Here is a 12,562-nt window from a genome sequence, read left to right on the forward strand (position 1 = left end):
ACTGTGACAATTAGTGGTTGACGTTTAACCAGTTCATCCCGTAATCTACATCCAGACGTCTAAACGTATAGACATTCAAATAATCACGGACGGATAACTGCGGGGGCAGCGATGAGTTTTTTACATATAGACCAGCACGAAGCACTGAATCAGAACCTGGCAGAACTGGCCGGTCGTGTGGCCGTATCTTTTGAATTCTTTCCGCCGGGCACACCGGAAATGGAAAAAACCCTGTGGCAGTCCATCGAACGTCTCAGTGTGCTGAAGCCGAAATTTGTTTCCGTCACTTACGGGGCGAACTCCGGCGAGCGGGACCGCACCCATTCGGTGATTAAAAGTATCAAAGAGAAAACCGGGCTGATTGCTGTTCCGCACCTGACCTGTATTGATGCCACCCGTGATGAGCTGAAAACTATCGCCAGAGATTACTGGGATAACGGTATCCGCCATATTGTGGCGCTGCGCGGCGATCTGCCGGACAGCAGCAGCAAACCGGATATGTATGCCGCTGACCTGGTCGGTTTGTTAAAATCGGTCGCCGATTTTGATATTTCCGTCGCCGCTTACCCGGAAGTGCATCCGGAAGCACGCAGTGCGCAGTCAGACCTGATTAACCTGAAAAAGAAAATTGATGCCGGTGCAGACCGCGCTATCACGCAGTTTTTCTTTGATGTCAGCACCTATCTGCGTTTCCGTGACCGCTGTGCGGCGGCCGGTATTGATGTGGAGATTGTGCCGGGCATTCTTCCGGTCTCTAACTTCAAACAGTTACAGCGCTTTGCAGGAATGACTAACGTCCGCATCCCGGGCTGGCTCGGCACCATGTTTGAAGGCCTGGATGATGACCCGGAATCCCGCAAGCTGGTCGGGGCTTCCGTGGCAATGGAGATGGTGAAACTGCTCAGCCGTGAAGGCGTGAAAGATTTCCATTTTTACACCCTGAACCGCGCGGAACTGACTTACGCTATCTGCCATACTCTGGGTGTCCGCCCGGCCGCCTGCGTGGCATAATTTATCACGATCCGGGCACATACATCAGTATGTCGCCGGATCGTGAGCATCCGTCACAGCGAAAGGTAAGGCGTTTATGAGAACTCTTTAAATGCCTTAATCGTATTTGCCGCGTACATCACAGACGGACCGCCACCCATAGCAACAGCCACACCCAGTGCTTCCGCCAGCTCCTGCTCCGTTACCCCCGCATCAACCAATTTTTTGGTATGAAAACCAATACAACCATCACAACGGTTTGCCACCGCAACCGCGATAAAAATCAGTTCTTTTGTTTTTTTATCTAATACACCATCCGCCGAGCTGCTGCTGACCAGCTCTGAGAAAGCGGTCATAACATCCGGGATAAATTTACCCAGTTCCTGCATGTTTACGGCGATTTCTTTAGTGACATCTTTGTAATATGACATTTCCGATCCTTAGTGAGAGTAACAGTTACATACAATATATATTTTAATATTATATAAATTTACAGATTATTCAATATCATTATTCATATATTCCCGCCATTATTTTGAGATATCTCCGGCAAACTGCCGTTTTCTGCAATTAATTTATGGCATATACGGTAAGATAAATATTTAATTATCTCATGAATAATAAGGAAATAATTGATGCTTCAAATTCGGTTACATGGTGCGCCATGTAATGTCCGGCTGGATAATGGCAAGGTTATGTCAGGCAAAAAAGCAGCAGATCATCTGGCAAAAACAATTAAAGCCACAGGAAATTCACCAATTAATTTTGTTAGTTGCTACGGGGCTGCAGGAGGCGCGATTTCGAATGCACAGATGCTGGCTAATAAAACAGGTTGCCCGGTTAAAGGATACACAAAAAAAATCTCACCGGTACAGGCGGGTAATAACAGTCATGCAGGAAAAAGCCGGGTATTCCACCCGCAAAGCCCTCTGAAAGCGAAAGTTTGCGGCATCACTAACCAGACAGCAGGTTCATTGATACAACCCGGTATGCATGCTTACAATTTTCTGAGAACACATTTGCATCCCTGAATAAAAAATGGCCGCAACTGCGGCCATCCGGGGCCGCCGGCCAACCCGCAGGGGTTGGCAGCGACCGTCAGTGATTGTAAAAATAACGTTATTAACCGGTATTACGCATACCTGCCGCAATGCCTGCAATAGTCACCATCAGGGCCTGCTCTACCTGCGGATCTGACTGATCGCATTCACGTGAGCGGTGCAGCAGTTCGGCCTGCAGGACGTTCAGTGGGTCGGTGTACACGTTACGCAGAGCGATAGATTCCGCAATCCACGGCAGATCCGCCATTAACTGCTCATCTTTGGAAATCATCAGGACACTCTTAATATCCTGTGATAACTGTTCGCGCAGTTTTGCCCCCAGCGGCCACAGGCGCGGCTCCACCAGGCGCTGGTCATAGTATTCCGCCAGCCATAAATCGACTTTGGCAAATACCATTTCCAGCATACCGATGCGGGTTCTGAAGAATGGCCACTGGTAATACATCACTTCCAGCATGGCCCGGTTGCCTTCATCCACGGCGGTTTTCAGTGCCGCCCCCGCACCCAGCCAGGCCGGCAGCATCAGACGGTTTTGCGACCAGGCAAAAATCCACGGAATCGCACGAAGCGTTTCCACACCACCGGTCGGACGGCGTTTTGCCGGACGGGATCCCAGCGGCAGTTTACCCAGCTCCTGCTCCGGCGTGGCCGCGCGGAAATACGGGACAAAATCCGGCTGTTCGCGGACATAGTCGCGGTACATCTCACAGGAGACATCAGAGAGGCGATCCATAATCGCGGCCCACTCCGGTTTCGGCTCCGGCGGCGGCAGCAGATTGGCTTCCAGGCTGGCGCTGGCGTACATCGCCAGGCTGCTGATAGTGACCTGCGGCAGACCAAATTTAAAGCGGATCATCTCACCCTGCTCTGTCACACGCAGGCCGCCTTTCAGGCTTCCCGGCGGCTGTGAGAGCAGTGCGGCGTGTGCCGGTGCACCGCCGCGGCCGATGGTGCCCCCGCGTCCGTGGAACAGCGTCAGTGTCACGCCTTCACGGGCGCAGACTTTAATCAGTGCATCCTGAGCGCGGTATTGTGCCCAGGACGCCGCCATTACCCCGGCGTCTTTGGCAGAGTCGGAGTAACCGATCATCACCATCTGGCGGTCATTAATCAGATTGCGGTACCAGTCGATACTCAGCAGGCGGGTGATAACACTCTCTGCGTTATTAAGGTCATCGAGGGTTTCAAACAGCGGCGCGACCGGCAATGTGACCGGGCTGCCGGATTCTTTGAGCAGCAGTTTGACCGCCAGAACATCCGACGGCACTTTTGCCATCGAAATCACATAGGAAGCGACAGAATTTTCCGGTGATTCGGCAATCACCCGGCAGGTATCAAAAACTTCGCGGGTTTCATTACTGCACTCCCAGTTCTGCGGCACCAGCGGACGTTTTGACTGGAGTTCACGCAGCAGGAATTCCTGTTTTTCCTCTTCCGGCCAGGCGGCGTAATCCCCGAGGCCGAGATACTGTGTCAGTTCAGACAGCGCTTCGGTATGACGGGTACTTTCCTGGCGCACATCAATACGCACCAGCTGCAGACCGAAGCAGCGGATACGGCGCAGCGTATCCAGCAGTTGGCCGTTGGCAATAATCTTCATGCCGCACTCAACCAGCGAGCGGTAGCAGAGATACAGCGGCTCCCATAACTCTTCGTTATCGGTCAGCAGGTTATCCGGTTTGATAGCCGGTTCACCGGCCAGGCAGCGCTCCAGATAGTCCAGTGTGCTTTTCAGACGGGCGCGCAGCTGTTTGGTGATGACGCGGTACGGCTCGGCGGCATCCTCACCCACGCGCTCACGCAGCTCCGGCGTGCATTCGCTCATGGAGAGCTCGGAGACCAGCACCTGAATATCATTATAGAAAAGATCAGCAGCCTTCCAGCGGCTGAGGGTCAGCACGCGCCGGGTGATATCTGCCGTGACATTCGGGTTACCGTCGCGGTCACCACCCATCCATGAGGTAAAGCGGATCGGTGTGGCTTCCACGGACAGGTTGTAATCCAGTGATGCCTCGAGCTGCTCATTAAACTCGCGCAGGAACGCCGGAACCCCTTCCCACAGACTGTTTTCCACCACGGCAAAGCCCCACTTAGCTTCATCAAGCGGTGTCGGACGGTCTTTGCGGATTTCATCAGTATGCCAGGCCTGTGCCACCAGTTGGCGCAGACGGCGCATAATACGATCGTGCTCATAATCAGCCAGGTCATCATGATCCAGCTGTGCCAGGCAGGTATTCACCGCCACCAGTTTGTGGATCAGGGTACGGCGGGCAATTTCGGTCGGATGCGCGGTCAGCACCAGCTCAATGGAGAGTTCATCCACGGCCTTGCGCATCTCTTCATTGGTAAAATTTTTGGCTTTCAGCTGATCAAACAGCGCCGCCAGGGCAACCGGATTACTGGCCGCCTCACCGTGCGGCGAAATGCTGTGATACTGCTCCGCCACGTTGGTTAAATTCAGGAACTGGTTAAATGCGCGGGCAACCGGCAGCAGTTCTTCATTGGATAGATTTTGCAGTGTCATCAGCAGCTTCTGCCGCTGAATTTCATTACCGGCCTGTGACGCTTTGGATAACTTACGGATGGATTCTACTTTCTCGAGAATATGTTCACCCTGGGCCTCTTTGATCGTGTCTCCGAGTAGTTTCCCGAGCATACTGACGTTACTGCGCATTGCGGAATATTGTTGATTCATACGACCCCTGACCCTTATTGACGGCAGAATCCTATGACCGCCGGTGAGGAACTTTCAGCCGGCAGTTCTCTGTCCTGTACATCTTAGTGATTTCATACGACGGATTAATTCTTATTTTGTGACGCCGTTCCCTTGCATTTATCTCTGCCCTATATTCATATCAAAAAAAACGCGCTTTGAAAGGACTTTATCAGATTTAATTACCGTGCCGCCATCATGTTGCGCACAGGCAGGTGCCGGATTATCGGGTAAAAATCCGTCCCGCCAGCATAATGAAAGGGAAAAACAAACGTCACAGACAGATATCGCGAATTAAGGCAAAAATAGTAACGATTCAGCCTGAGCGAAAATCCTCAGTCCGGCGGGGAAAAATTCAGCAGGAAAGTGTAACGGGAAACCGTCAGCAGAAAAACAGCGGGAAGTGAAAATAGTAACGGGATGCAATTAAATCCGTTAATCGCATCCCGCCGGGATTGTTTCTGTCCTTAGCCTGGCTTCCTGTCAGAAGAAGCACGTCCGGTGCATATCCTTACCATGACATCCTGTCACAGCCATCATCCATAATGATTATATGTCCATCTTGAAACATCACCATGCGCTATTTATACCAACCCTGTACTATAAACGTAATAAGACAATTCCCGTTATCGTCATTTTTTGTCCCGTATAGTGACTTTTTAAGACTATTTAACCCCGGCGATAGTCAGAATCCGATGAATTACAGCAATTGTGCCAGACGGTTTAAATCTGACTGAATCGCCCCTGCGGTGACATCACGACCGGCACCCGGCCCGCGGATCACCAGCGGATTATCGCGGTACCAGCGGCTTTCCACGGCAAAGAGATTATCCCCCGGCTGCAGTGCGGCCAGCGGATGATCAGGCCGGACCGCTTCCACCCCGACCCGCGCTTTGCCGTTGGCATCAAAACGGGCCACGTAGCGCAGCACCATGCCCATTTCACGGGCAGCTTCCAGGCGGCAGGCCATCTGTTCATTCAGCGCAGTGACATTCTCGAAGAAGTGATCCGGTGTGCCTTCCTGTGCCGCTTCCGGCACCAGGGATTCCACACGGACATCTTCCGGCTCAATTTCATACCCGGCTTCACGGGCGAGGATAATCAGCTTGCGCATCACATCCTGGCCGGATAAATCAATACGCGGATCCGGTTCGGTCAGCCCCTGCTGCCAGGCCTGCTCCACCAGCTCACTGAACGGCACAGTGCCGTCAAATTGCAGGAACAGCCAGGAGAGTGTGCCGGAGAAGATCCCGCTGATCGCAATAATGCTGTCGCCGCTTTCATGCAGATCGCGCACACAATGGTTGATCGGCAGTCCCGCACCGACAGTGGCGTTGTACAGCCAGTGACGCCCGGTTTTGCGGAACGCATCGCGGATCTGGCGGTAATCGCGGGTTTTTGCCGCCCCGGCAATTTTGTTGGCGCTGATGACATGGAAACCGTACGCGGCAAAATCGGCGTAGCTTTCCGCCAGGGTTTGACTGGCAGTCAGGTCGATAATCACCAGGTCATCAAACGGATGGTTGCGCATCCACAGATACAGGGTGTCCTCATCGGCGATCGGCTCTGCTTCCTCATTGAAGAAAGCCAGTGCGCGGCTCGGATCCAGCCCGTCGTAACTGAGCAGCGCTCTTTCGCTGTCCGCCACCCCGGCGAGAACAAATTCAAACCCGCTGCGGGCAGAGAGATTACTCTGCTCACGCGCAAACAGTTCCAGCCAGCGGCTGCCGATATTGCCTTTGCCGAACACCATCAGGCCGATCTGCTTTTCCGCACGGAACAGGCTCTGGTGCAGACCCTGAATCACATGCCCGGTCTGACGGGTGCGCAGAATGGCCACGAGACTGATACCGTCCTCGGCCTGCCAGATAAACTCCACCGGCTGATCTTTGAGCTGCTGATAAAAACGGTGGTAATGCAGGAGGTTTTTACAGACCCCCGCCCCGACCAGCGCCACCAGCGAGAAGCCGTCACGCAGTGTCAGTGTGCCCGGCAGTCCGGCGCTTTCCAGCACATGCAGGGCGCTGTCTGCCACTTCGGCGGTATAACTGAGCTGAATAAGATTGTCATCATTATGCAGGCCGACCGCCAGCGGGCGGATCTGGCTGCGTTTAAGCAGCAGATCAATACTTTTATAACGCGCTCTGGCGTCATCCCCGGCCGGCAGGCGGATATCAATCAGACAAACCTCATCATGGTTGGTCACGATCTTCGCCCCGGTGCCGGATGCCAGCACACGCTCAATTTTTGTCGAGCCCTGTTCCGGCTGGTAACTGCAGCGCAGCTGTAAATCGATATCACTGACGGACACCGGCTGTAATGTGCGGGTATGCAGTACCGGTGCGGCGAGACGTGCCAGTTCACTGGCTTCATCCAGACGCAGCAGCGGCAGCAGACAGGCATCTTTGACTTTGCGCGGGTCAGAGCTGTAAACCCCCGCGACATCACTCCAGATGGTGACTTTTTTCACCCCGGCCAGCGCGCCGACCTGGGTGGCGGAATAGTCACTGCCGTTACGGCCGAGCAGCACGGTTTCCCCGGCAGCGTTGCGGGAGATAAACCCGGTCACCACCAGACGTTTACCCGGATGCAGCGCCAGCAGTTCTGCAAGCAGCGGCTGCGACCGCGCGGTATCCACTTCCGGCTGCGCCGCCCGCTCCGCACACAGGAATGTCCGGGCATCCAGCCACTGTGCGGCCATACCCTGCTCCTGAAGTACCTGAGCCATCAGACGGGCAGACCAGATTTCCCCGTGGCCGGTCACTTCCGCGTAAATCACATCATTCAGCGGATTTTCCAGCAGTTTCGCCAGGCGCTGAATATCATCATTAAACTGAAAGATCAGGACATTGGCCTGAACTTCCGGCAGTAAGTCACTGATAAGGGTTGTCTGATAGCGTTGCAGGGTCTGCCGCGCCTGTTCTGCGGCAGCACGATCACTCTGACTCAGTTTGACCCAGTTAATCAGCTGGTTGGTGGTGCTGCCGGCGGCAGACACGACCATCAGGTCATCCGGCTCACTGTAGTTCGCCATAATATTCGCCACCCGCAGATAACATTTTGCATCTGCCAGGCTGCTGCCGCCGAATTTATGTAACTGACGCCCTTTTACTGATTCATCAATCGCCAACGCACTCATGATTACCCTTACCCCTTAGTCACTGACTGAAATGCGCGATCCAGATCAGCAATCAAATCACTGCTGTCCTCAATCCCCGCAGAAATACGTAATAAGCTGTCTGAAATTCCCGCTGCATGCCGTGCCTGCTCCGGCATTCCCGCGTGTGTCATGGTCGCGGCATGGGAAATCAGCGTTTCCACCCCGCCCAATGACTCTGCTAGTGTAAAGAGAGACAGGTGAGATAAAAAGCGGGAAATTGCAGCTTCATCACCATTAATGTCAAAACTGAGCATTGCGCCGAATCCTTTCTGCTGCTTTGCGGCCAGTTCATGCCCGGGATGCGTCGCCAGTCCCGGATAATACACTTTTTTCACCAGCGGCTGGCGCACCAGATAATCCGCCAGAGTACGGGCATTTTTTTCCTGTAAGGTGATCCTCGGGATCAGGGTGCGGATACCGCGCAGCAGCAGATAGCTGTCAAACGCCCCCAGCGTCACACCGATATTATTCGCCCACCACGCCAGAGTTTCACAATGTTCCGCATCTGCGGCGATCACCACACCGGCGACCACATCGGAATGCCCGTTCAGGTATTTGGTACAGGAATGAATAACAAAATCCGCGCCCAGTGCCAGCGGCTGCTGTAATACCGGGCTGAGAAACGTGTTATCCGCCGCCACCAGTGCTCCGGCCTGATGCGCCTTCTCACTGACTGCCGCGATATCCGTGATACGCAGCAGCGGGTTACCCGGCGTTTCAATCAGCACCAGCTTCGGTTTCTCCGCCAGCGCGGCACTGAGTGACGCCTCATCATTCATATCCGCAAAGCGGACGGTAAAATGGCCGCGCTGCTGACAACTGTCGAGCAGCCGGTAAGTGCCGCCGTAGCAGTCGTGCGGGGCAACAATCACATCCCCGGGTGATAAAAACACGGTAAACAGCAGATGCAGAGCAGACATCCCGCTGCTGGTCACCACCGCCCCGGCACCGCCTTCCAGCTCCGCCAGCGTGCGCCCGGTGATATCCCGCCCGGGATTGCCGCGCCGTGAATAATCATGTTCACGCGGGCTGTTGAAGGCCGGAAAATTATAGGTTGATGAGAGATACACCGGCGGTATGACACAGCCGAATTGGGTCTCTTCATTGAGTCCGTTATGAATTGCCGCTGTCGCGGGTTTGCGTGCCATACCTCTTTCCCTGTCAGTAACTGAACGAGTTATCAGCATATCCGCGGTTCATTTAGACGTCAATATGTCTGGACATCCATCCTGCTTTACGGTTATATATACAAGTGGGATAATACCGATATCAGTCAGGTACTTTTCTGTGCCCGGCTCCTCCTCAAACTGACTAAGATAACAAGGTAATCCATGGCTGAATGGAACGGCGAATATATCAGCCCTTATGCTGAGCATGGCAAAAAAAGTGAGCAGGTAAAGAAGATTACAGTTTCTATCCCGTTGAAAGTGCTTAAAATTTTAACGGATGAGCGCACGCGCCGCCAGGTGAATAACCTGCGTCATGCCACCAATAGCGAACTGTTATGTGAAGCATTTCTGCATGCTTTTACCGGACAGCCACTGCCCGATGATGATGATCTGCGCAAAGAACGCAGTGATGAAATCCCGGAAGTGGCGAAAGAAATTATGCGCCAGCATGGGGTCGACCCGGATACGTGGGAATATTGAGTTTTATCCGCGTGTTATACGACTTCTCAACCCGGAAACAGACATAAAAAAACGCCCTGTGAAATATTTTCATTCAGGGCGTTTTTTATGGAACAGAGCGCGGCATGCCGCGCAGTGCCATTATTTCTTCGCAGAAGGAACGCTGAAGCGTTTGTTGAAGCGATCAACACGGCCGCCGCTTGCAACGTCACGCTGTTTACCGGTGTAGAACGGGTGGCATTCGCCGCACACGTCCAGGTTCAGGTTGTGACCTGCGGTAGAGTTAATTTTCATTACGTTGCCGCAAGAGCAGGTTGCAGTGATTTCTGCGTAGTTAGGATGAATACCTTTTTTCATGGGAAAACCTCGGTTAAGGCCGTGTCGCTATCCGGGCCTTTTTGCCGGACACCACACGTCGTGTTGATGATAAGTTATCGGTGGTATTTTAATTACCAAAGGCGGCGGATCATACAGAAATTCCCTGAACCATGCAATGAAATCCGCTGTCTTTTCGTGGTATTCTGGATCCTGTTTTGCGGATAATTTCCCTGTTTTTACCGGGGAAAAACTGAAATCCGGTGATTATTCAGACACTTTTGCGCCTTTTCCGCCGCTGTGTATTTTTTACACGCCGGCGCTCTGCCGATGATGGACATTATAATGACAGTCGTCCGGGTGATATTACCAGTACCTCTGACACAAACATTTGACTATTTACTGCCTGATGATATGCCCCGCCCGGTACCGGGGGCACGGGTGATTGTGCCGTTCGGACGACAGAAACAGGCAGTCGGCATTGTGGCTGAACTGGCGGAAACCAGCACCTTCAGCCCGGAGAAACTCAAGCCGGTCATTGCCTGCCCGGATGATGACACGCTGTTTCCCGGGGATCTGTGGCCGCTGCTGAACTGGGCGGCGCAGTATTATCACTATCCGTTAGGGGAAGTGCTGTTTCATGCCATGCCGATTTTGCTGCGTCAGGGCAAAGAGGCCGCCTTTGCACCGCTGTGGTGCTGGGAAGTGACGCCGGAAGGGCGTGAGATTGATATCCATACCCTCAAACGCTCCCCGAAACAGCAGCAGGCACTGGCCTGTCTGCGCCGTCAGCCGGTTTACCGCCATCAGACTGCGGAATATGAACTCAGCGACAGTGCATTGCAGGGACTGAAAAAGAAAAACCTGATCACCCTGAACGATGTGCAGCCGGAGAGCAAACCCTGGCAGCCGGGATTTGCCGTCACCGGCGAACGCCTGAAACTCAATACCGAGCAGGCCACCGCTGTGGGGGCGATCCGCGCAGAGCAGCATCAGTTTTCTCCCTGGCTGCTGGACGGCGTCACCGGCTCCGGGAAAACCGAGGTGTATCTCAGTGTGCTGGAAAATGTGCTGGCTGAAGGCCGCCAGGCCCTGGTACTGGTGCCGGAAATCGGCCTGACCCCCCAGACCATCGCCCGTTTCCGCGCCCGTTTTCAGGCACCGGTGGATATTCTCCATTCCGGCATGAATGACAGCGAACGGCTGGCTGTCTGGCTGCGGGCAAAGCGCGGGGAGACCGCCATTGTTATCGGTACCCGCTCCGCGCTGTTCACGCCGTTTACCTCTCTCGGCATCATTATTATCGATGAGGAGCACGACGGCTCCTATAAACAGCAGGACGGCTGGCGTTATCACGCCCGCGATCTGGCCGTATTCCGCGCCAAGAAAAATGATATCCCGATTGTGATGGGAACGGCGACCCCGTCACTGGAAACCCTGTTTAACGTCCGGCAGAAAAAATACAAAGTCCTGCCGCTGACACAGCGGGCGGGAAATGCACAGCTTGCCGACCAGCATCTGCTCGACCTGAAAGGGCTGCCGCTGACCTCCGGGCTGTCACAACCGCTGATCAAACGCATCCGCCACCATCTGGCCGCAGATAATCAGGTTATTCTGTTCCTCAACCGGCGCGGCTTTGCTCCGGCAATGCTGTGCCACGAGTGCGGCTGGATAGCGGAATGCCCGCGCTGCGACCATTTTTATACTCTGCACCAGAACCACCGCATGCTGCGCTGCCATCAGTGTGACAGCCAGCGCCCGGTACCGAAACAGTGCCCGCAGTGCGGCTCCACACAGCTGGTGCCGGTCGGGCTGGGCACCGAACAGCTGGAGGAGAGCATCACCCCGCTGTTCCCGGATGTTCCGGTCACGCGGCTGGATCGCGATACCACCAGCCGCAAAGGCGAGCTGGAGCAGCATCTGGCGGATGTGCATCAGGGTGGCGCACGCATCCTGATCGGCACTCAGATGCTGGCCAAAGGGCATCACTTCCCGGATGTCACCCTTGTGGCACTGCTGGATGTCGACGGCGCGCTGTTCTCCGGTGATTTCCGCGCGGCGGAGCGCTTTGCACAGCTCTACACCCAGGTCTCCGGCCGGGCGGGTCGCGCCGGGAAACGCGGTGAGGTCATTTTACAGACTCACCATCCGGAGCATCCGCTGCTGACCGTGCTGCTGGAAAAAGGCTATGCCGCCTTTGCCGCACAGGCGCTGAATGAGCGGCAGAGTGTTTGTCTGCCGCCTTACACCAGCCAGGTGATGATCCGTGCCGAAGATCAGAATAACCAGCGGGCGAATGCATTCCTGCAGACGGTACGTCAGCTGTTCGAATCCCACCCGCTGCGGGATGAGCATTTCTGGCTGATGGGGCCGCTGCCTGCTATCCAGGCCAAACGCGGCGGACGTTTCCGCTGGCAGTTGCTGTTACAGCATCCGTCCCGCAGTCAGCTGCAGAAAATTGTCGCGCAGGCCATTCCGTATATTCAGCAGATGCCGGAAAGCCGGAAAGTCCGCTGGAATGTGGATGTCGATCCGACTGATGGCTGAGACTGACGTCTCACGGAAAGTGCGCGCTGTCTCAAAAAATTGAGATAACTCACAGTTTTATGCAAACCAGGTAACAGATTAATTTTACAAAGGGCTTAGAATAGCCGTTAATAGAACGATTAATAAACCGTCTGAATTTCACTTAAGA

General features: G+C 54.2%; 9 protein-coding genes. 4 read left to right on the top strand and 5 right to left on the bottom strand.

From position 1 onward, the window contains the following. The first annotated feature begins 111 nt into the window (after positions 1–111). Entirely contained in the window at positions 112–1,011 is a 900-nt protein-coding gene (gene metF, locus JL661_RS17690) for a methylenetetrahydrofolate reductase (RefSeq protein ID WP_004236596.1), read from the top strand. Between the two features lie 74 nt (positions 1,012–1,085). Here the strand turns inward: metF and JL661_RS17695 are convergent, their stop codons facing one another. Then, entirely contained in the window at positions 1,086–1,421 is a 336-nt protein-coding gene (locus JL661_RS17695) for a carboxymuconolactone decarboxylase family protein (protein WP_004236597.1), read from the bottom strand. A 204-nt stretch (positions 1,422–1,625) separates the two neighbouring features. Between JL661_RS17695 and JL661_RS17700 the strand changes: the two genes are divergently transcribed. Next, positions 1,626–2,021 carry a hypothetical protein gene (locus JL661_RS17700; protein WP_125460931.1) on the top strand — a complete coding sequence of 132 codons (396 nt, stop codon included), beginning with the start codon at positions 1,626–1,628 and terminating at the stop codon, positions 2,019–2,021. 91 nt (positions 2,022–2,112) lie between these two features. Here the strand turns inward: JL661_RS17700 and ppc are convergent, their stop codons facing one another. The 3 genes from ppc to metB all read right to left on the bottom strand — a co-directional run bounded on the left by ppc (position 2,113) and on the right by metB (position 9,072). Next, complete coding sequence (gene ppc / locus JL661_RS17705; protein ID WP_004240786.1) at positions 2,113–4,746, bottom strand: phosphoenolpyruvate carboxylase; 2,634 nt, start codon at positions 4,744–4,746, stop codon at positions 2,113–2,115. A gap of 718 nt (positions 4,747–5,464) precedes the next feature. After that, positions 5,465–7,903 (bottom strand): bifunctional aspartate kinase/homoserine dehydrogenase II, encoded by a 2,439-nt coding sequence (locus JL661_RS17710; RefSeq protein ID WP_015422395.1) that lies wholly within the window; start codon positions 7,901–7,903, stop codon positions 5,465–5,467. A gap of 8 nt (positions 7,904–7,911) precedes the next feature. Next, entirely contained in the window at positions 7,912–9,072 is a 1,161-nt protein-coding gene (gene metB, locus JL661_RS17715; protein WP_004236601.1) for a cystathionine gamma-synthase, read from the bottom strand. A 183-nt stretch (positions 9,073–9,255) separates the two neighbouring features. Here metB and metJ point away from each other — a divergent pair, with 183 nt between their 5' ends. After that, a complete protein-coding gene (metJ, locus tag JL661_RS17720; RefSeq protein ID WP_004236602.1) occupies positions 9,256–9,573 on the top strand; it encodes a met regulon transcriptional regulator MetJ in 318 nt (105 codons plus the stop codon). Positions 9,574–9,693: 120 nt separating this feature from the next. Here metJ and rpmE read toward each other — a convergent pair whose 3' ends face one another. Further along, positions 9,694–9,909: a 50S ribosomal protein L31 gene (gene rpmE, locus JL661_RS17725; protein WP_015422394.1), complete on the bottom strand. Its 216-nt coding sequence runs from the start codon at positions 9,907–9,909 to the stop codon at positions 9,694–9,696. 303 nt (positions 9,910–10,212) lie between these two features. Here rpmE and priA point away from each other — a divergent pair, with 303 nt between their 5' ends. Beyond that, positions 10,213–12,414 (top strand): primosomal protein N', encoded by a 2,202-nt coding sequence (gene priA / locus JL661_RS17730; protein ID WP_036417504.1) that lies wholly within the window; start codon positions 10,213–10,215, stop codon positions 12,412–12,414. The last annotated feature ends 148 nt before the right edge of the window (positions 12,415–12,562 follow it).

It is taken from the genome of Morganella morganii, from assembly GCF_019243775.1.
Classification (GTDB): domain Bacteria; phylum Pseudomonadota; class Gammaproteobacteria; order Enterobacterales; family Enterobacteriaceae; genus Morganella; species Morganella morganii.